The organism is Arcicella sp. (assembly GCF_964672035.1).
Genome location: NZ_CBABQS010000075.1, coordinates 1 through 22,079 on the forward strand (window position 1 = coordinate 1; position 22,079 = coordinate 22,079).

Consider the following 22,079-nt stretch of genomic DNA (forward strand, 5'->3'; position numbering starts at 1 on the left):
TTTGGTGAAAAGCTATTTATACCCAACTTTAAGAAAATTTTATGATTTAAAATGTAGCTCAATAGAAGTAATTGTAGTGTATTAATATTCTGAATTGAACAATCTTTTTTATTCACCGAAAGTCTTTCACCAAAATTGATGAAGAACCTCATTCATCGGAATATACACATTGTTATGAAAACCTCTGGTTCAGTCAGGAGAATCTAACAATCTCAAATAATGTAAATGAGTTATTTTCTCATTTACATTATGAAAAATCCATTCAAAAAATGATTCTACTTCTGTGTTCAATTCTGAAATTCGGCACGACCAAAGTTTAATAAAAAGCAATTGCTTAATTATTTTTTTATACTTTTTAACGCTTTCCCAGCAATATCTTCCCAACGATAAAGATGAAAAGTTTTGTTATTGCTCATCGCTACAAATAATCCTTTTGTAAAAGACTTACCCAAAGGAACTGAAATAGTTTCAGAACCGTCACTTTGAGTCGCTTGAACTTCCACAACTTTCAATAATTGATGCTCATTTGGATTTTCCTTTGAACCTTCTCTACTGAAAACATGAAATTTATTTGCTCCTTGATCAGATACTAAAATATAACCCGACGTAGGCGTAAGCTGATAAATTGAGATACCTTCGTGGTCTTCTGAAAAACCTGTTTTTGCAAAAAGAGCTAATTCCTCGTTTCCTTTTGAAGGTTCTGCGTAGTATTTCCTAACGCCAACCCCTTCATCCGAATAATAGATATAACCCAATTGATCATCAACTGCAATGGATTCTATTTCTTTTTTTCCACTATATGTCCCAAACTTTCGCACTAAAGTAGATTTCAAGGCTCCATTTCCATTATCTTCTAATAAATACTGCCATAAATAGCCTCCATTAATAGGACCCGATTTACGTCCAACTATGGCATAAATAGCGCCACTGGGACTTTTGTATAATGAAATTCCCATTAAATCTCTAAACTCTCTACCCACTTCTCCTTCAAAAACAGGAATACCCCCGCCATCAATGGGTTTCATGTCAGGTAAAGAGAAGATGCGTAACTTATGGGTCACACGTTCGGTTACTACCGCAATATCTGTCTTCTTTCCTCCAAATAAAAGGCCATATTCAACATCGACATTATTCGGGCGTTGTAAGTTTCTGATGACCTTATCTTGAATTATTCTTCCGCCTAAATCAAAGACATACAACGCTCCGTCTTGATTTTTATCAGTCCCAATTATCAAACTTTTACTTGCATCCGTTGGATTTACCCAAACGGCAGGATCATCGGTATCGTATTTCACAGCTTCTGTAATTACAAGCGGTGAAATGATTTTTTGGTTATTTACTTGAGATGTACATGCTTGTGCAAACAACAGACTAACACATAAAAAAAAGATATTACGCATAAAGAAAAAGGGTTAAAAAAACACCAAGTTTATCAAGTTTGCCATCAGCACTTAGTGATAAGCTTTATGCCATAAAAGCAGACTTTTTGACTTGGTGTTTAAGCACAAATTTATCAAAAAATATTACTGTAAGGTTATTTTGTACCATAAGCACCAACATAGGTGGCTGGCTCTGGCGATTTGTAGGTAACATTATTGATGACAAGACCATCTTTAAAATTACGGGTAAAGGTTGTTAGTCCTTTGCCTAAAGCTGGTGAATTTACCGATAAGCGGAAGTCCCAAGTAGCAGTGAAATCAGCGTTTAAATAATCGGTACTTTTAGGATAATTCACGAATAATGGGTCATTTTCGTCTGCTTTCGCTCCTTTGATTTCATTTGCTCCTGATAAAATTTCTTTAGAATTTTGGAACTGGTCAACCGCCGTTTGCGTGTAGCCATAGTAGTAGTTGTTAGATACTCTACTTGTCGTATCTTCTGGCAATTTTGTATCTCTCTTAATTCCAAATCGGCAGTTTGCCATCAAGTTATTGTACAACTTTGCACGCACACTTTGTTCTACCCAAATAGATCCGCCTTTAGCTGTTGGTCTTCTCCATCCTGTGTTCACAATCGTGTTGTTATAAGCAACTACGATCGCTTGTGGTGTACGACCGCCTGTACTTGATAATTTAAGGGCATTCGTATTAGTGCTATACACAAAGTTATACGAAATGTCTGCCACCACACCCGACTTGATATTAAATCCATCGCCACCACTCAAACCAGTTGTATAAAGGGTATTGTTGGTAAAAATAACACTACCGCCTTCTATATACGTAACATCGTCACGCCAGAAACGGATGGTTGAATTTCTTACTACTAATTTACCCGCAGTATTTGAAAACCATAATGCAGGATCAAACTCACCACTAAGCGCCTTGTATAAACCTAATTTTACCGAGGTAGAAGCCTCTGTAGTTACAGCACCACCATATTCCAAAATAACGTTGTCTAAAACCAGTTCTGTACAAGTTCTCGCAGCAAGAATTCCTCCCCAAAGCTGCCCAAATTTGTATTTAGCCAATTTGGCTGATTCTGGAACTGAGAATTTAATTGGGTTAGCCGACGTACCTAGCGCATATAAATTACCTTGTATAATAAACTCAGGTTTGCTGATTGTATCCATAACGATACTTACACCTTCTTCAATTGTTAATGATTTTCCGACAGGAATTATTAAATCTGAATTCACCGTAATGATTGAACCTTTTTTCCAAGTACCTGAAACTTCCCCTGAAACGGATAGTTTTTCGGCAGGAGAAACGTCCGTTGAACTACAACCTGTAAATAAAAAGGCTGCAAAAATGGATAATAAAAGTAACTTTTTCATGTTGAAAATTAATTATTAGATTAAATAAAAGAATTGTTGTTTGAGCAAATGAATATTTTCACGACTCCATTGGAAGAGTCGATTTATGAATGTATTATTTTATGAGGTTATATTTTGAAACGAACGCCTAAGACGAACGAACGTTTATAAAAGTCCTGTCGAATTAAGGTACTGTGGGCATTACCACTTTCAAGATTAATATCGTTGTTAACAGGATTTGTATTTTTAATGACTACTCGCAAAGGTGTATCGATCAAATTGTTAGCTTTTGCGAAAATAACCCAATCTGTTCCTATTTTCTTTTCTACCGAAGCATCCATTTGAATAAATGCCTCTTGCCAAAGGTCATTATCCAAAAACTGAGACACGGTGTTGATGCGTTCGCCTGTGTAGGAAGCAGCAAGCTGTGCATCCCAACCAGTTTTACCATCTTTATAAAGCAGCGTTACATTACCTATATGAGCCGACTGCCCATAAAGAGGGCGAGTTTGAGCCACATTTTTAGTATAAAGTTCGCCATTTGAATTACGATCACGAATGATTTTTTGAGTAGTAATCAACGAATTCGTGTAGGTATAATTTGCCTTAATACCCCAATTTTTTATGTATTTAATGTAGTCTAATTCTAATCCAAAATTGGTTGCATTTCCATAATTTCCTGGAGAATAGTACACATCTTGCCCACGAGTTTCATCCACATTTAGGGCGTATTCGATGGGGTCTTTTATGAATTTATAAAAAACGCCTATTAATAATTGGTCAGATGGATTTGGTAGTAACTCAAATCTAATATCAAAGTTATCGGCAATGGCACGTTTCAAATCAGGATTTCCCCGTTCCTGATATTCCTCGTTTACGACTTTTCCTGGCACTATTTCAAAAAAACCTGGACGATTAATCGAGCGGAAATACGAAGCACGCATTACCTGTTTTGTGTTTAAAATGTACTTTATATTGACACTTGGCAAAAAGTCGGTATAAATCTGATTGCCCGATGGCTTAGATTCTCCCAAAGGGAAAAGCATTTCATACCCTTGATTGGTATGTTCAAGTCGTAAACCAGCGATAGTTTGTAGTTTTTCCTGTTGCAATTTTGCCATGAAATATTCTGCAATAATTTGCTCCGTAGCTTTGTAAGTCAAGGCAGAAGCAACCGAACCTCTTGGATTATTTAATGTCCAAGAAAGGTCTTCATTCGCATTAAAATCTTTGCCATAAAGTGCATACACATTACTTGGTTGAAACTGGTAATTGTTATAGAAATTGTCTCGTTTTTTGTTTCGGTATAAACCTCCTGTACTTAATTCGAGGGTATTGGTATGATATTTCGTAAGGTAAACCAAATTCAAGTAAGCTGCATAATCATTATCAGAATTGTGTTCCCAACGACGAGTCATTTGGGAAGCATAGGTCTTAGTTTCAACGAAATTTTTGCGAGTTCCTAAAACAGTAATCGACGTATTGTCGGGCGTAGCGTTAGTAGCTATTGAATACACTACCGACCAGTCAAGGGTTAATTTGTCTAACAATTTATGATTTCCTTGTAAGGTACTGTTCATGATTTGCTGTTGGGTCAGGCGGGCACGAGTAGCAAAACTAAGCCCAGCATTTCCCACAATTGGGTCATAACCACCATTTGAGAAATCCGTGGTTCTCGTTTCTCTTACCTGACTATTTTGAAGGTTCATAAACGCATTATACCACTGAAACTTATGCTTCGCATTTAGACGATAATCCAATTTCAAATGTATCCCCAAACGTTCTTGTTGATCTGCAAATTTCCGTTCTGAAATACTTGTAATGCGTGAGCTTCTTTCGGTATCATAGACCGTAGAAGAATTAAAACTACTATTACTTCCTCGGTTGGTATTTTGATAGCTAAGTGCTAAAATAACTCCTAATTTATTGTGAACATAACGATTGCCAATTGATAGCCCCCCCACAATATTGGGCGAAGGCATTTGCGTTTTAATGGCTACTGTTGCTTTAGAGAAGTCATTAGGTGTTGCATAATATGAAGTGCCATTGATTTCGTAAGATGATTTCGAAAGGACTTGACCTTTATTAAAACTCGAAAAACCACCATTCAAAAACAGCTCGTTATAACCAAAAGCCAAATTTGCTTTTATTTCCAGTACTGTGGGAGCATCTTTCATAACCATGTTTACCATTCCCCCTATGGCATCGCCTTCTAAATTTGGAGTTAGCGTTTTGGTTACCTCCAAACGACTTAATAATTCAGAAGGAAAAATATCTAAAGGCACGTAACGATATTTATTATCAGGACTCGGAATTTTGATTCCATTTACTAAGGTATAATTGTAACGTTTGTCCATTCCTCTCAAAATAGCATATTGACCGTCTCCATTACTGTTGCGTTCAATTGAAACGCCAGAAACTCGTTGAATTAAATTAGCCACCGTTAAATCAGGAGAAATTTCTATAGCTTTTGCCGAAACAATATTCATCAATTGATTGGCATTACGTTCAGATTTACGAGCTGAATTTTCAGATGATTTATCCGTGGTAGCTACGACTTGGACTTCGTCCAATTCTTGCAATCGGCTATTTTCTAATTTAATCATAAGCGTTTGAGATGGAGAATTAATGACTACCTCTTGCTTAAAAGACTGATACGTAATATGACTTATGATTAAGAGGTACTTTCTGGTTTCCAAATGTTTTAGACTGAATGAACCATCCAAACCCGTAAGAACATACACATTACTTTTATCGATACGGATATTCGCTCCCACCAATGGCTCACCAGAATACTTGTCCAGTACAAACCCTTTGAGGGTATTATCCGCATTTGGAACAGCAAATAATTGAAAGGACAGCAATAGAAATATAATTAAACTTTTATACATAATTTATGAAATGAAAGTTGCACCCAGAAGCCAGTTGAATAAAAAAAGCTCCATCGGTTTGATGAGGCAAAGATTATCACAGCATTCAAAAATTTCCAAATCTCCTTCGTTACAAAAAGGAAACAGCGTTACAAATAGCGTTAACAAAAAAGCAACACACGAAAAAAATAATCTATAAATAGTTGAATATCAATGAGTTTAAAAGTTTAAATTAAATATTATCAAATTGTTATCGTTATTTTACCGTTACAAGTTTTGCATAAAGCTGGCTAAATTATCTCCTTGTTCCATATTAAGTTTTTTACGAAGTCGGTAACGAATTACCCGCAAACTATCTTGGGAGATGCCCAATAATGAAGCAATTTCAGATGATTTCAAGTTCATTTTTAACAGGGCAATTAGGCGCAAATCATTTGCAGTAAGGTTTTCGGAGCTGGCTCTTACTTTCTCCAAAAACATTCCATGTACTTGTTCAAAAATTTGACGAAACTCATCCCAGTGTTGGTCATGATTAAAATTATCTTGTATTTCCGTCATGATTTTCTGAATGTTTCTTTGCGTATTTTTTCGATCATCCTTGCTTATTTCTTCCAAACGTTGGTAGAGTTTTTCTAAAACCTGATTTTTCTGAATAATGTGTAGCGTATGTGTAGTCAAATCTCTTGATTTAATTTCGAGTTCCTGCTTTAACTGCTCTTCTTCCAACTGTCTGTTTCGCAAAGCAACTTGAACCAATTCTTGTTCTTTCTCAAAAACCTTCCGTTTTTGCTCATTAACCAAGTGCTCATTTTGAATATACATTCGTTGTTTATTGATGACAACACCTCCAAGAATTGCTAACAGGAGCATCACAATCGTGGCTGCAAAACCAATAATTTTGTTGGTCTTACTGTTATTATTCAAGCGTTCTATTTCGCTATTCTTCTTCGTAATGTCATAAATTGCTTGCATCATTGCCATCTTTTGATTACTCTGTTCTGAATAAATATCGAGTGTCATCTTGCGACTAATTTCGAGGTAAAAATAAGCACTATCGTTTTGTCCAAGCAGATTAAAGGTTCTGGCTAAATCTCTGTAAGCGCTGGCTTCTTGGTATTTTTCATGGTATTTTTTGGATAAGCTAAGCGCCTGTTTGGAATAAGTTAATCCTTCTTGAGGTTTCCCCGTTTTACGAAGAATATCTCCAATATTATTCAAAACTTCAATTTTAGCCACTTCATTACTTTGTTCGTCATTAATTTTCAATGACTTATTAAAATAAAACTTGGCAGAATCATACCGGCTCAAATCTTCAAAAATACTACCCAGATTTTCATAAATCTTAGCAATACCCGTTTGATTATTAATTTGTGTATAGTGTTGAATTGCTTGTTTCTGAAAATCTAAGGATCGGTTATAGTCTTGCTGTTTTTCAAAAAGATGTCCGATTTTGCCCAGCGTTATAGCAATGCCCAAATGGTCATTATGGCTTTCAAAAAGATGCAAGGCTTCTTCATAATACTGCCTCGCTAACACAGGATTCCGATTGAAATATTGAAGTAGTCCCAAATCGTTTAAATTGTTAGCTCGTAGTAAATCCGCTTCAATACTTTTAAAAAGTTTATCGGCTTGAAGATAAAAGTCTAATGCTTGCGGATAATGCCCTACATGAAAGCACAAAAGCCCCATTTGTTGCAAGGCTTGGGCAGCCGCTAAAGTTTTATGATTTTCGGTAGCCTCATTATATTTGCTTTTCAACTGCAATAAACTTTTGCTCGGCTCTTGTTGCGAAGTAAATATATTATACTCTAAATGCTCTTGTTGCGCAAGAATCGAGCTATAAAAAAGAAAAATACACAAAAGAGCAAGGTTAAAATGGACTATATGTTTCATCATGAAGGACAAAAAAATCTATTAAAAATAGAAACAAAGTTCTATCCTGAAAATTAGATTTAATACATTTCATAAAAGGATAACAATTATATAATAAAGCTTTCAAACAGGCTGAGGGAGTGCATCAAAAAGTTTGGGGCAAATGATTTTTTCGTTAACTTGAAGAAATTGCAGACCTCAAACTGCAATTTATCATTTCAAAATATATATTTTGAATATTTTCCCGATGATTTATAGGTGTTTCAAAATCAAAGGAGATACCCATATTGATCAACTTCAGCATCTTATTCAAATTATTATGGGTTTGGATAATGACCATCTTCATAGCTTCAAAATTTGGAGAATGGAATATGGTATTTCAAGAAGTGGGGCTATGGGATTTTTCGATAATCTTCTCAAGATATTTATCATAGATTTATGGTTAAGAGTGGGCGATAAATTTACTTTTGACTATAATTTTGGAGACGATTGGGAATAAGAAATTAGAGTTGAGAAAACCGTATGCGTCTAAAATGGAGTGCATCAAAAAGTGTGAGGCAAAATATTTTTGAAGTACCTAATTAAAAAATTATTGAATTAAAATGTCTACCTTAGAATGATTCTTTAAGAACATGAATTTGCTTGCCCCACACTTTTTGATGCACTCCTATAAGTATTTGAAGCGATAATTTCAACCGAAATGCTATTGATAAATAAATTCTAATTAAAGTACAAAATGATCTGGTATAACTTTCTGTATTACAGAAAGTTACAAATATATCGTAGTGCGTTCAATTACTACTGGACATATAGGCAAAAAAATGGTTTTAAAACTGGTTAGACTTCCGTAACTTATTTGCTACCAAACAAAAATCAAGTTATCGTGAAGTCCAATCCAATTGTATGTCAATTTAGCGAGTATTTTTTAGATTTAGAGGGGGATGCCTAATCATTCGTTGATAGAAAATTTACTACTTGTTTGTAACGCTATCATTATCTCTCGTTCTACCAATTTGAGTGTGATGAGAGATTACCTACCTCAACTCTTAGAAAATGAACAGATCGTTTCATGTTCGCATTACAAACGCTTGATAAGGTCGGGCGGCGTTCCGCTTTTTAATATTTCCGATTCTGCTAACAATAAACTCATTGATTGCAATTTGGGAATGATTTACAAAACCCTATCAGAGAGCATTAAATACCTTATTTTAGATGGAATACAATGGGAAAGGGGCGAAAAATGTGTTCATTTATTGACTTAATGTATTGTCTATCCTGGGATAGCAATTCCCATTTATTGGCACCAGTTAAATAAAAAGGTGGACATTCTTCCGGGTTCTTCGTCAATTTTGGTGAAAGACTTTTGGGAATAAAAAGATAGTTCAATTTAGAAAATTATTATGCCACGATTCCTTCTATAGAACTACATTTTAAATTATAAAAGTTTTCTTAAAGTGGAGTATAAATAGTTTTTCACCAAAATTGACGAAGTACCATGTAATTGCCCCCATACTTTTTGATTCAGTTAATCAGTTTAATACGCTATCTTAAAATGATTATTTTAAAGAAGAAATATAATTGCCACCCACTTTTTGATGCACTCCCTTTAGAAAAGTACAAAGTGATTAAACTTTTGCCCGATGGAGAGTCATAAGGACGGCGTTTCGCCACCCTTTCAAGCTTGATTGAAACAGAGATTTTCGTTACAAATTTACTAAAAGTAGCAGTTTTAACCTTGATAATTAGGTATAGATGCTTTACTTATTTTTTAAACGATAGTTATAAACTGTTCCATAAGTAACCCTAAAGTATTTGAGATTTTGTTCGTAGACAACCTTTCGTGCTATAATTCAAAAATTTTTAGCTATGAGTCCTTTGCAATTAGTAGACATGAAATATGTTTGCCCTGTGCTTTAGACTTATTAAAACCTTACTTTTCATGCAACATAGCCGGAGAAAGTCTATTAATGGGTTCAATTAGAATATCCTTGTAAAAGACTTCAGCACCCTCAGATTGAATCTGTATCTTTCCTTTAGTCAGTGGAGTTATCTGACCCTTATCTTCCTGTGTAGAGTGATACAGAACCATCATTACTTTACCGTTAACTACATGGATACTTGTGTCACCATGGCAATATAAATCAAGGGTATTCCATTCACCAGAAGGATGTTCAGCATCCCCTTTTTTAATACAATGCCTTCCATATTTACTGGTGGCATTAAAGGGAAGCATTTGACCATTGGGGTCATAGATATACGTATTATCTGAGGTTTTCTGTACAGGAATATCTTCATTTCCTCCAGCAACACCCCAGTAATCACCGCTATTTCCTTCTTCTATCTGGAACTCCTGTGACCGCATCCAAGCGCCATAGTCAGCACCGTTAGCACCCACAGCAAAATATAGTAAGCCACTATCTCTTTTACTATTTTTTTTCTGTCCCCATTTCAAAGAACCCCACTTAAATTGTACGTGTAGATGAAAATTTTCATATTCTTTTGAGGTACTGATACCTCCCCATTCTTCCCCTGAAATCCGTATCACTTTTTCTCCATGATTATCCACCACAGTAAAAACATGTTTAGGATCATTATTCAATCCAACAGGTACATTCGACAACATTTTACCAGCATCATCCAAGGGTGGACCAATGTAAGTATCCCAACCCGTAAGATCTTTACCATTAAAGAGGGGCTGATTCTTATTTTTTGGGTCAACAGCCAAGAATCCCATAAAAAAAAGGGATACCAGAATAAAAAAATAAAGTGGTTTAAGCATATTTGTTAGACTATTTAAAAAAGTTTGTTAGTTCGATTAAAGGTATAAAAAAAATGACAAATGGAAAAATTATTCGTTAAACAGTTTCAGCATGTTAAGTAAAATCTGGCAGTACAGAACCCTTTATTACTGGACATACAGGAGTTTTCCTTGGTCAGCATTTTTAAAAACGTTGTTTAGTACGCCAATAAATCGTTTCAAAGACCAAATCTTAGATTTGATGATTGAAAGCCCTTGCCTAAAATAAGAAATTGCCAATCGAGATGGTTTATTTCTATAGATTTTCTTCTTTTCAACTTTGTTTTCGGAGTGCATCAAAAAGTGTGGGGCAATTGATTTTTGATGTCCTGAATTAAAAAATTATTGGGTTCAATTGCCTACCCTTAAATGATTCTCTAAAACATAAATTTGCTTGCCCCATACTTTTGATGCACTCCAATAAGGGACTTGCAACCAAATGGTGATTCCAGCCCGCAATCGTTGCTTTTGAGTACAAATCATAAATTTTATTTATACATTTCATTAAAAAGATAAATGAAAAATTATGATTTTGAGTATAGACCTTTGCGCCATGAAAAATCAAATTCAACAAAATACAATTGTATTATCGGAAATAATTGCATTGGGTAATGAAGAGGATATCAAAACAAGGTAAGCAAAAATAAAGCAATTGTAAAAAGAGCTTCTTGAGTTAAGAAAAATGATCACTTCAAAAACCAATAGTGTAAAAGTAGAAGCAATAATTAAAATTGAATAACGATGAATACAATGATAATAAAAACCATTTTTATTATGGTCGTAATGGTCAGCTTTTTAATAATAGCTTTCATAACTAAAGATGCTGTTAATAGTCAACTATTCGTCTCATTAGGAATAATAGCCGGGGCTTTCGCATTAAAACATTTATCACCTAAAAATTTAAAATAAATGAATATCATTGAAAATTTAACACTTGTTGAAGGTTACTTCTCCTTTGATGAGTCCAAAGAAATTTTAAACAGTATTTTTTCTTTCAAAATCACTTTTCACAATATGAAAAGTGGAGTTCGCAAGAACGATTTGGAAAAGACGATGCAATTACACAAAAAAGAATTCCTGCCCTAAGAAACGAAATGGAAAAGCTATACGCTATTTTATCGGAAGCTAAAGATAAAAAAATTGGTTAGTTCAGAAATAAACATTTCATTATCGGAAGACTAATGTTCAAAGGAAGAAATTTACTAATCGCAACTAAACACGAAAAGGAAAAAGTAATTGCTTCAATTTTAGAAAAAGAATTGGGTGTAAAATGTTTTGTTGTAACAAATTTAGATACGGATGAATTTGGAACATTCACTGGCGAAATAGATAGAAAAGATGACCCCATAACAACCGCAAGAAAAAAATGTCTTTTGGCGATGGAATTAACTAATTGCGATTTAGCTATTGCCAGTGAGGGTTCCTTTGGTTCACATCCAAGTATATATTTTATTCCAGCCGATGAGGAGTTTTTACTCTTTATTGATCAGAAAAATGATTTAGAAATTATCGTTAGGGAACTAAGTGCAGAAACTAATTTTAAAGGTTCAGAAATTAAAAATGAAAAAGAATTAATAGATTTTATCGAACAGGTAAAATTTCCTGCTCATGGTCTGATCATTAAAAAGGCCAAATACGATTTTACAAACATCATGAAGGGAATAACAAATCACGAACTTCTGAAGCGTACGTTTAATGATTTTATTTCAAAATATGGAAAAGCTTTCATTGAGACCGATATGCGAGCCATGTATAATCCAATGCGCATGGAAGTGATAAAAAAAACAACTTTAAAACTGGCCAATAAAATAAACACACGATGTCCAAATTGCAATACACCAGGCTTTGGAATAACCGATTCCAATGAAGGCTTGCCTTGTGAATTGTGCAATTTTCCTACTCGAAGCCCTTTAAGTTATATTTATACTTGTCAAAAATGCACTTATAAAAAAGAAGAAAAATTTCCGAATGGAAAACATACGGAAGAGCCTATGTACTGTGATTTTTGTAACCCGTAAAACGAAAAATGCTCACAACAGATATAATTAAAGCAAAAGAAGTGCTTCTGAAAAATGAGTTGATAGCAATTCCAACCGAAACAGTATATGGTTTAGCAGGAAATGCATATAATGAGCCAGCAATAAAAAAGATATTTGAACTAAAAAATAGGCCATTTTATAATCCATTAATTGTTCATATTAAGTCGACAGCATATTTACAGCATATCGCTTATGATATTCCTGATATTGCGCTCAAGCTTGCCAACGAATTTTGGCCAGGGCCTTTAACATTGGTCTTGAAAAAACAGGAACACATTTCAGATCTAATAACCGCTGGGAAAAACACAGTTGCTGTAAGAGTTCCAAGTCACCCACTAACTTTAGCTTTATTAGATAATATTGACTTTCCTTTAGCAGCACCCAGTGCAAACCCATTTGGGTCTATAAGTCCAACAAATGCAGAACACGTTTTAAATTATTTTGGAGAGTCACTAAACGTTATTTTAGACGGAGGGGAATGCGAAAAAGGTTTAGAATCTACGATTATTGGTTTTGAAAATAACCAACCAGTATTGTACCGACATGGCTCAATTTCTATAGAGGAGATAGAAAAAATTGTCGGAAAATTAAGCATTATAACCAACAATGATAAATCTCCAAACGCACCAGGGATGCTTTCACGACATTATGCACCAATGACTGATACCTATCTTACCAATGATGTTTCAGATTTACTAAAATGTTTTGAAGGAAAAAAAATAGGCTTGTTGGTTTTTAAAAGTCAAATTCAAAATGACAATATTCTTCATCAGGAAATACTATCAAAATCTGGGGACTTTACCGAAGCTGCTAAAAATTTATACGCTGCAATGCATCGTTTAGACCAAAAAAAACTGGATGTAATCTTAGTAGAGAGATTGCCAAATAAAGGTTTGGGTAAAACCATTAATGACAAATTGGAAAGAGCTACAAAAAAAGAATAGATGAAAATAGTTATACGGAACGCTTCAATTGTAAGTGATGGCAATATTATCATCGCAGATATTCTAATGGCAGGTGAACGAATTGAAAAAATAGGCACATCCATCAATCTGAATGATGCTTGTTCAATAATGGAAATTAATGCCGAAGGGCTTTATTTGTTGCCCGGAGTTATTGATGACCAAGTACATTTTCGAGAACCAGGTTTAACTCACAAAGGCAGTATTTACACTGAATCAAGGGCAGCAGTAGCTGGTGGAATAACCTCTTTTATGGAAATGCCAAATACAATTCCAAATACTTTAACGCAAGCGTTATTGGAGGAAAAATATACCATTGCATCCGCAACATCATTGGCTAACTATTCCTTTTTTATGGGAATCAATCAAAACAATTTAGAAGAAGCATTAAAGACCGACAATGAAAATATTTGTGGCATAACAGACGATGGTCCCCATTTGAAAATCAATGCTTCAAAAGCAAAATTGTAAAAACATTTATAAATGGAAACTTAGTTTATGAAAATGAACGCTTTTATGAAAAAAATAATGGCAAAAGATTAAAATTTGAAAAACATAGATAATTAAACAATAAATTAAAAATAGAAAAATATGAATTACAATTTACTTATGGACAACCTGACAAATCCAGCCTTACTCTTTTTTGTACTTGGTATAATTGCCGTTTATTTAAAAAGTGATTTAGAAATACCTGCAAATTCATCCCAATTTATTTCATTATACCTATTATTTGCAATAGGTTTTAAGGGTGGACAGGAATTATCTCAGGAGGTATTTACAATGGAAATTGGATGGTCAATGTTATTTGGGGTTTTTATTTCCTTAATGATACCGATCTACACATTCTTTATACTTAAACGAAGGTTGAATATATTTGACGCTGGTGCAATAGCATCTGCTTATGGCTCAGTAAGTGCAGTAACATTTGTAACGGCAGTTTCTTACCTCGAATCTCAACAACTATCACTTCATGGACACATGGTAGCAATTATGGCCTTGATGGAATCACCTGCCATAATTATTGGATTGATTTTAATCTCCATATTTAACAAGGACGAATCCAATATAATCAAAAAACGAAGTGTACTTAAACATTCTTTTACTAATGGAAGTGTTTTACTTATTCTCGGTAGTTTGATTATTGGTTACGTAGCTAATACCAAACAGGCAGAAGGAATAAGACCATTTACAAACGACCTGTTTAAAGGCTTTCTTGCAATCTTTCTTTTAGACATGGGCATTACAAGTGGCCGAAAGTTAAAAGCATTTTTCTCATTCGGTTGGTTTCCAACTATTTTTGCCATTTTAATTCCACTTATTAACGGTTGTATTATTGCGATGCTAAGCTCCTTTGTAACAGAAGACATAACCAATCGCTTTATGTTTGCAGTATTAGCCGCAAGTGCCTCTTACATTGCAGTTCCAGCGGCCATGAAAATTTCTGTTCCACAGTCAAATCCTGGGCTTTTTTTACCAATGGCTCTTGCCGTAACCTTTCCTATAAACATAACAATTGGTATGCCTATATATTTTCTAATCGTACAAAACACTTGATTAAGAATTATTGCAAACTCACTGGTATTGGCACATTTACCACTTTTAGTCCAATTTTACTGTAAGTTTTTAATACTATTTTACGAATAAAATATTGTCAATATCAAAGTCATTTCTGGGCAGTATATTCCTATTAAATGTAACGGGGCAATCAATTACTGATTTCCAAATAAGGGTGCAACTAAATAACGAAGTGTTAAACACGCAAAATAATGCTAAAAATTACGGTAAAGTTGGAATAAAAATAACATATTAGGTGGTATTTTCTTTATTTAATTGTACTCTGAATATCCATAAAATTCATGCGCAAAATCTGTCTATAAATTTATTAAAAGGGGTAATATTAAAAAATAAATTACCCCTTTTGCTTTCATTCTCTACGCAATAATCTCACATTTATAAAGCATAATTATCTAATAATAAGACATTTATAAATTTAAAATTTAAACGAAAAGTATATAACACTTCTCAAATAATTTTCGATTAACTTTTTATGATATGTACTCCAAATTTTTAATTCATTGTTTTTCTATAGTGCTATCATAACCATTTTTGGCAGTCAATTTTGAATACGAATCATAAACTTTATTTATGTATTTCATTAAAAAGATAAATAAAAAAATATGATTTTGAGTACAGACCTTTGTACCATGAAAAATAAAATTCAACAAAATACAAATGCATTATCGGGGATAATTGTGGGGTTAGGCATACTGCTTTCATCTGTGTTATATCTGTTTAAACACTTCAATATTCTTGACATAGACTTTGAAATAATATTAGCCCCATTCATCGTAATCACTTCTCTTGCATTCGGTGATAAAATAATAATTTTCTTTTTTCTTAACCCTATCGGTGCCATCTCGAAATTCATGAAAGGTTATTCGAAACCATCTTAAAGAAAATATTAATAAGAAAATTATAAATAAATGTGCTTACAAGTTAAAATCTAAAAGAAATGAACACATCAAAATTAGAAACTTACATTTTAATTGCCTTAACGATTGGTTTATTAATAGTGGCTTGTACAGCACAGAATGCAGTTGACCGTAAATTTTTGGCGGCTATGGGTGTAGTGGTTGGGACTTTTACTTCAGCAAACTTATCTAAGGATGAATAGATTATCGTTAATAATTTTATTTTGTAAATGGTTTGGCGATCGACTTCTGTATTTTACCTTTATTCTCAAATATATGTACATGTTCTTCGGAAAGTGGGTGTCATTTTAACAGAAAACACAGAGGTTCTTCGTCAATTTTGGTAAAAAGTGTTTTTAGATTAATTCAAGAGATTATTTATGAATATTTATCAAACATTTAAAAATGAAAGCAAAATACTAATATTTACCCTTTTATGATTTTAAAGTAAAATACAGCTTTCACTAAAATTGACGAAGAACCAAATTAGTCCGCATTCCTCAATATATTTGTAACTTTCTGTAATACAGGGAGTTATAACAGATCTTTTTGTGCTTTAGTAGAATTTATTTATCAATTGCATTTCGGTTGAAATTATCAATACTTATAGGGGTGCATCAAAAAGTGTAGGGCAAGCAAATTTATGTTCTTAAAGAATTATTTTAAGGTAGCCATTTTAATTCAATAATTTTTTAATTAAGTACCTCAAAAATATTCTGCCCTACACTTTTTGATGCACTCCAGATTGGTATGATAGCGATGATAAAGAGATTGAGGTATAAAACTAAGAAACTTATCAATTCAGTTTATCCTCAACTCGGAAACTCTCCCTGAAAATATCCTGCAAATTTCCAAAGTTCGTTGATGTCTTCGCCCATCACAGCATACGGAGCAAATCTCTCATTAGTAGATTTAAGCACCAATAAATTCTTTTCATTCAGATAATTGAATACCTTTTTAAGGACAATTCCTTCGTCTTTGGTGACAATGATGCACACCGTTCCGTTCTTGACATTCTTCCAATCCTCGATATATTCCGCAAACACCAACGACCCTTCTTTCAGCGGCAACATAGAATCCCCTTCAATCGGAAACAGTCGGTATTTTTTCTCTTTGGAGAGAAAAGGGACTTGAAAAACGGGTAATGTTTCGATGAAATCCAAATCTCCGTAACCTTTTATATATCCTGCAATTGCCTTAATGGGTACAAATTCTATGTTATCTTCATTATCAGAATTTACCGTAGTTGCCAATACCCTTAATTCATTTTTTGAAGCAACAGGCGTAGATTTCGTAACATCACCCGCTAACAATTGGTCGGTTGTTACCTTAAAAAATGCTGCCATTTTCAACAGGTCAGCCAATTTTGGTTCTGTTCGTCCACTCTCATAGCTGCCGTAAGTGGACTTGCTTAGTCCTAACCGCTTTGCCATTTCATCTTGTGAGATACCTTCGCCTTGATTCTTTCTCAACGAAAGTAAGTTTTGACCCAATTTTGTAGTCATATTTTTAAGAATATTTTTAATAATTAAGTCAAAATGATTGATTGACTTAATTATGTCGTTATATTTGGCTCAATTTTGTTGTTTTTGTATGGTATGCTATAACAAAATTACAAAATGTGTTCAATTATTGCAAATATGTAGTCAAAAATGGATAGAGTTGTCGCCCACATGGATTTAGATAGTTTCTTCGTGTCCGTTGAACGCTTGCGAGACAGTCGCCTCAATCACAAACCCGTGATTGTGGGGGGTAACAGTGACCGAGGGGTAGTAGCAGCGTGTAGTTACGAAACCAGAGCTTTTGGCGTTCGCTCGGCAATGCCCATGAAAGTAGCCAGACAATTGTGTCCCGATGCCATTATCCTAAGAGGTGATTTTGAAGCGTACAGTCAGTATTCGTCCATCGTTACAGAAATCATGGTGGAAAATGCTCCCGTCGTAGAAAAGGCAAGCATTGATGAATTTTATTTAGACATGACGGGCATGGAAAAGTTTTTCGGCACGTGGAAGTTTGTCAAAGAACTGCGTACCAAAGTGATTAAAGAAACGGGGTTGAGTATTAGTATGGGGCTATCAGGCAATAAAACGGTTTCAAAAATGGCAACCAACGAAGCCAAACCCGCTGGACAATTACAAATTTTTCATGGACAAGAAAAGGCATTTTTAGCCCCGCTATCCGTTGCTAAAATCCCGCTTTGTGGCAAAGTAACCACCCAAACGTTGCGGAATATGGGCATTAATAACATTGGAGTTTTGAGTCAAATGCCCCTGAAAATGTTGGAAAAAACCTTTGGAAAATTAGGCACTACGCTCTGGGAACGAGCCAACGGTATTGATAATTCCCCCATTGTTCCTTATCACGACCCCAAATCAGCTTCCAAGGAAATTACCTTTGAAAAAGATACTACGGATGTTGATTTTTTGAGGAGAGTTTTGATAAAATTGGTCGAAGAGCTGTGTTACGATTTACGAAAAAGCGGCTTTTGTACTTGCTGTGTAACCATTAAGGTACGGTACAGTGATTTTCAAACCTTCACGAAACAACTCAATATTCAGATGTCCGCTTCGGATATGGTTTTGATCAAACACGTCTTAGAACTTTTTGAAAGACTCTACGAAAGGCGGATATTGATTCGATTAGTGGGTGTGAGATTCAACAAATTGGTACGTGGCACTGAACAATTAAATTTATTCGATGGCGGTTCAAAGGTTGCTCCCTTGTATTTAGCAATGGATAGAATTCGAGATAGGTACGGAACTCATGCCATTGGTAGAGCTCTAAATATTGATTTAAATAAACGCAAACCCGAAACCTCATTATTATAAAACAATGTACCTTAACTGTCATACCTTTTATAGTCTTCGTTACGGCACGGTTTCCATTGAGGATTTGGTGAATACAGCCGTAGAAATGGGCGTGCAACAACTCGCCTTAACCGATATTAATAATACTTCGGGAGTATTCGATTTTGTATCACTTTGTAAGAAAGCCAATATTGAACCCGTGGTGGGCGTAGAATTTCGGCAGGATGATGAATTGTTATACGTTTGTTTGGCGAAAAATGCGGCTGGCTTTGCCGAAATCAATGCTTTTCGTACTACACATAATTTATCAAAAAAGCCTTTTCCAAGTCTTCCGCCTACCTTTGAGCAAGTGATTGTTATTTTCCCTTTCCAGAAAAGAGTCAAATTTAATGCGTATTTGAATGAAAACGCTAACGCTAAAATCGGAATTCGTTTGAATGAATTGACTCAACTCTACAAAATAGACTACCAAGATTTTGTGTTGCTTCAACCGATAACTTTTTTCAATAAAAGGGGACATAATATTCACCGATTGTTAAGGTCAATTGATAAAAATAGTTTGCTCAGTAAATTACCCAAAACTGCCGAAGCTGATTTGGACGAACAATTTTATAGCCCTGAATTTCTCAAAAATAAATTAGAAAGTTTTCCTTGTATTATCGCTAATACTGAGCAAGTTTTAGCACAATGTAGCTTTGAATTTAATCACTCAAAACCGAAGAATAAAGAGATTTACACTAACTCAAAAGCGGATGATTTAGCCTTACTCAAAAAGATTGCTTATGACGGTATGGTTTGTCGCTACGGGACTAATAATCAGGAAGCTAAAAAGCGAATTGAGGGCGAATTAAAAGTCATTGCTGACCTCAGTTTTTGTTCCTACTTCTTGATTACGTGGGATATTATTCGGTACGCTCAATCGAGAGGCTATTTTCACATTGGTAGGGGTTCTGGAGCAAATTCTATTGTAGCGTATTGCATTGGTATTACCGACATTGACCCGATTGAATTAGACTTGTATTTTGAACGATTTATTAATCCAAGCCGTACTTCGCCACCCGATTTTGACATTGATTTTTCATGGGATGAACGGGATGAAATTATTGATTACGTTTTTAAAAGGTACGGAGCAAATTATGTTTGTTTGCTGGCAACTTATGTAACCTTTAAAGACCGTTCGGCTTATCGTGAATTGGGGAAAGTATTCGGCTTGCCCAAACCAGAAATTGATGCGTTGGTGGATGGCAGAAAAACGCCTCAAAATGGCGAATACCTCGATTTGATTATGAAATACGGGAAATTAATGGAAGATTTTCCCAATTATTTATCCATTCATGCGGGGGGAATTATGATTTCGGAAGCACCTTTATTTAATTACACCGCACTACAACCGATGCCCAAAGGCTTTCCAATTTGTGAGTTTGATATGTACGTTTGTGAGGAAATTGGTTTTGCTAAATTCGATGTGTTGTCGCAAAGAGGATTGGGGCATATTAAAGAATCGGTGGATATTATTTGGCAAAATCGGAGTATCAATGTGGATGTTCATGCGGTTCAAAAATTCAAAGAAGACCCCAAGATTCAAGCCCAATTAAAAAGCCACGAATCCATGGGTTGTTTTTATATTGAGTCACCAGCGATGCGACAATTGATTTGGAAGTTGGAATGTGATAATTATCTAACGTTGGTGGCTGCCAGTTCCATCATTCGTCCAGGCGTTGCCAGTTCGGGCATGATGGGAGCTTTTATAAAATACCACCATAAACCTTCGGAAGTCATTTATATTCACCCCAAAATGAAGGAGTTGTTGGAAGAGACTTATGGCGTGATGGTTTATCAAGAAGATGTAATAAAAGTGGCCCATCATTTTGCGGGGCTAACCCTTGCCGAAGCCGATGTGTTGCGGAGAGCGATGTCGGGTAAATTTAGGTCAAAAGCGGAGTTTGAACGGATCGTGGAGCAGTTTCACACCAATTGTCGGAACCGAGGTTATGCCGAAGAAGTTTACAAAGAAGTTTGGCGACAAATTCAGAGTTTTGCGGGATACAGTTTTTCCAAAGCCCATTCAGCGAGTTATGCGGTGGAAAGTTACCAAAGTTTGTATTTGAAAACGTATTACCCTTTGGAATTCATGGTGGCGGTGATAAATAATTTCGGGGGATTTTATCGAACCGAATTCTATTTTCACGAAGCCAAAAGGTACGGAGCAATCATTGAATTACCCGATATAAACACGAGCGAATATACCACTTCTATCTGCGGGAAAACGATTTTTATGGGATTTATTCATTTAAAGTCTTTGGAAAGGAAACTTATCAATAAAATCATCGAAGAAAGAAGTCAGGGGGCATTTTTCTCGTTTGAAAACTTTTGCCAACGAGTTCCTGCGGGATTAGAGCAACTAATTATTCTAATTCGGATTGGGGCGTTTCGTTGGTTTGGGGAGGGGAAAAAGGAATTACTTTGGAAAGCACATTTGATGGTCAATGGTAGAAAAATGCAACCCGCAATGTCCGAGATTTTTGAGATAGAAGAAGTTAATTACGCTCTTCCAATACTTTTACATTCGGATTTGGAAGATGCTTATGATGAATACGAATTATTGGGTTTCTCTTTACAAAGTCCTTATAAAATGCTCTATCAAAAGCCTGAAACGTATTATGTTGCTAAGAACATACATTTGGGATTTAACAAAGTAGTCGAGATTTTGGGGTACTTAATTACCATAAAACCCACTTGGACTAAGAAAGGAGAGCGCATGGCTTTTGGGTATTTTGTGGATGAACAAGGAGAATATTTTGATACCGTTCATTTTCCAAAATCCTACGAAACACATCCATTTCGGGGTGGGGGAATTTATCATTTAAAAGGAAAGGTAACGGAGGAATTTGGGCATTTTGCCTTGCAGGTGACTTGGATGAATAAGTTACCGTTTATGGCTGATCCCAGGAATGAGTAAGTCATCCTAATAATAATCAACGCCTTACATCACGCATAATTCGTCATCGTACCATTTTTCTCCGCAAAGTTCTGCTACTACTTCACGCTGCAATGTAATATTTTTTTGAATATCTTCCTGAGAAATTAATTCGGGTCTTTTTTCGATGGTATTCAAGTAAATTTCGCCATCCATTACGAGTATATTTTCATAAAAATTGCCGCTGAATGGATAAGTTTCAACGCTTTAAAAATACGATTTAAGTGTCTAAATATCAAATGTTTAAGCAAAATTAATGCTTGATTTTGAAAGATTTTGCAGCCTCATACTTCTTTTGTTGGACATTAATTTCTGGTTTGTTTTTTGGGTCAACCGTGGCTTTATTTTCTTGCATTTCTGAATGTTTGGGAACTACGCTGACTAAATATTTATCCTCCTTTTTTACCAAATAAAAACGTGCTTCAATCCCATTAATTTGGATTATTTCGGAGAACCTTCCTTGGACAATTTCATGTTTTTGGGCTTTTAAACTTTCAATTCCATGCTGTTTACCAATAACTTTTTCTAACTT

General features: G+C 34.9%; 17 protein-coding genes and 1 pseudogene. 10 read left to right on the plus strand and 8 right to left on the minus strand.

The window, feature by feature from the left end:
- Positions 1-338: 338 nt before the first annotated feature.
- From AC1W31_RS16560 to AC1W31_RS16575, 4 genes are all read right to left on the minus strand, one after another.
- Positions 339-1,400: a phytase gene (locus AC1W31_RS16560; RefSeq protein WP_481735597.1), complete on the minus strand. Its 1,062-nt coding sequence runs from the start codon at positions 1,398-1,400 to the stop codon at positions 339-341.
- Between the two features lie 134 nt (positions 1,401-1,534).
- A complete protein-coding gene (locus tag AC1W31_RS16565) occupies positions 1,535-2,773 on the minus strand; it encodes a right-handed parallel beta-helix repeat-containing protein (RefSeq protein WP_481735598.1) in 1,239 nt (412 codons plus the stop codon).
- Positions 2,774-2,880: 107 nt separating this feature from the next.
- The gene (locus AC1W31_RS16570) at positions 2,881-5,643 is read right to left on the minus strand and encodes a TonB-dependent receptor (protein ID WP_481735599.1); all 2,763 of its coding nucleotides are present in this window, start codon (positions 5,641-5,643) and stop codon (positions 2,881-2,883) included.
- A gap of 246 nt (positions 5,644-5,889) precedes the next feature.
- Entirely contained in the window at positions 5,890-7,380 is a 1,491-nt protein-coding gene (locus tag AC1W31_RS16575; protein ID WP_481735600.1) for a tetratricopeptide repeat protein, read from the minus strand.
- 322 nt (positions 7,381-7,702) lie between these two features.
- Between AC1W31_RS16575 and AC1W31_RS16580 the strand changes: the two genes are divergently transcribed.
- Entirely contained in the window at positions 7,703-7,993 is a 291-nt protein-coding gene (locus AC1W31_RS16580) for an IS1096 element passenger TnpR family protein (RefSeq protein ID WP_481735613.1), read from the plus strand.
- A 523-nt stretch (positions 7,994-8,516) separates the two neighbouring features.
- Positions 8,517-8,756: a hypothetical protein gene (locus AC1W31_RS16585; RefSeq protein ID WP_481735601.1), complete on the plus strand. Its 240-nt coding sequence runs from the start codon at positions 8,517-8,519 to the stop codon at positions 8,754-8,756.
- Positions 8,757-9,424: 668 nt separating this feature from the next.
- Here AC1W31_RS16585 and AC1W31_RS16590 read toward each other — a convergent pair.
- Positions 9,425-10,273, minus strand: a complete 849-nt coding sequence (locus tag AC1W31_RS16590; protein ID WP_481735602.1) for a 3-keto-disaccharide hydrolase — start codon at positions 10,271-10,273, stop codon at positions 9,425-9,427.
- A 91-nt stretch (positions 10,274-10,364) separates the two neighbouring features.
- On the opposite strand from AC1W31_RS16590, the gene AC1W31_RS16595 reads away from it, so the two are divergent.
- The 6 genes and pseudogenes from AC1W31_RS16595 to AC1W31_RS16620 all read left to right on the plus strand — a co-directional run bounded on the left by AC1W31_RS16595 (position 10,365) and on the right by AC1W31_RS16620 (position 15,966).
- Positions 10,365-10,520 carry a hypothetical protein gene (locus AC1W31_RS16595; RefSeq protein ID WP_481735603.1) on the plus strand — a complete coding sequence of 52 codons (156 nt, stop codon included), beginning with the start codon at positions 10,365-10,367 and terminating at the stop codon, positions 10,518-10,520.
- A gap of 952 nt (positions 10,521-11,472) precedes the next feature.
- On the plus strand, positions 11,473-12,309 hold the full coding sequence (locus AC1W31_RS16600; RefSeq protein ID WP_481735604.1) for a DUF6671 family protein: 837 nt from the start codon (positions 11,473-11,475) through the stop codon (positions 12,307-12,309).
- A gap of 8 nt (positions 12,310-12,317) precedes the next feature.
- Positions 12,318-13,274 carry an L-threonylcarbamoyladenylate synthase gene (locus tag AC1W31_RS16605; RefSeq protein WP_481735605.1) on the plus strand — a complete coding sequence of 319 codons (957 nt, stop codon included), beginning with the start codon at positions 12,318-12,320 and terminating at the stop codon, positions 13,272-13,274.
- A pseudogene (locus AC1W31_RS16610) lies at positions 13,275-13,712 on the plus strand (dihydroorotase); the annotation flags it as partial.
- A gap of 171 nt (positions 13,713-13,883) precedes the next feature.
- Positions 13,884-14,846, plus strand: coding sequence for a sodium-dependent bicarbonate transport family permease (locus AC1W31_RS16615; RefSeq protein ID WP_481735606.1), 963 nt, complete (start codon positions 13,884-13,886; stop codon positions 14,844-14,846).
- Between the two features lie 958 nt (positions 14,847-15,804).
- Entirely contained in the window at positions 15,805-15,966 is a 162-nt protein-coding gene (locus AC1W31_RS16620) for a hypothetical protein (RefSeq protein ID WP_481735607.1), read from the plus strand.
- 609 nt (positions 15,967-16,575) lie between these two features.
- Here the strand turns inward: AC1W31_RS16620 and AC1W31_RS16625 are convergent.
- Positions 16,576-17,268: an XRE family transcriptional regulator gene (locus AC1W31_RS16625; RefSeq protein ID WP_481735608.1), complete on the minus strand. Its 693-nt coding sequence runs from the start codon at positions 17,266-17,268 to the stop codon at positions 16,576-16,578.
- 147 nt (positions 17,269-17,415) lie between these two features.
- Between AC1W31_RS16625 and dinB the strand changes: the two genes are divergently transcribed.
- Both dinB and AC1W31_RS16635 read left to right on the plus strand, forming a co-directional pair.
- On the plus strand, positions 17,416-18,591 hold the full coding sequence (dinB, locus tag AC1W31_RS16630; RefSeq protein ID WP_481735609.1) for a DNA polymerase IV: 1,176 nt from the start codon (positions 17,416-17,418) through the stop codon (positions 18,589-18,591).
- Positions 18,592-18,595: 4 nt separating this feature from the next.
- Complete coding sequence (locus AC1W31_RS16635; RefSeq protein ID WP_481735610.1) at positions 18,596-21,529, plus strand: DNA polymerase III subunit alpha; 2,934 nt, start codon at positions 18,596-18,598, stop codon at positions 21,527-21,529.
- Positions 21,530-21,553: 24 nt separating this feature from the next.
- On the opposite strand, the gene AC1W31_RS16640 is transcribed toward AC1W31_RS16635, so the two are convergent.
- A complete protein-coding gene (locus AC1W31_RS16640) occupies positions 21,554-21,703 on the minus strand; it encodes a hypothetical protein (RefSeq protein ID WP_481735611.1) in 150 nt (49 codons plus the stop codon).
- Between the two features lie 97 nt (positions 21,704-21,800).
- Positions 21,801-22,079, minus strand: a 279-nt coding sequence (locus AC1W31_RS16645) for a hypothetical protein (protein WP_481735612.1), incomplete at its 5' end; no start/stop codon positions are given.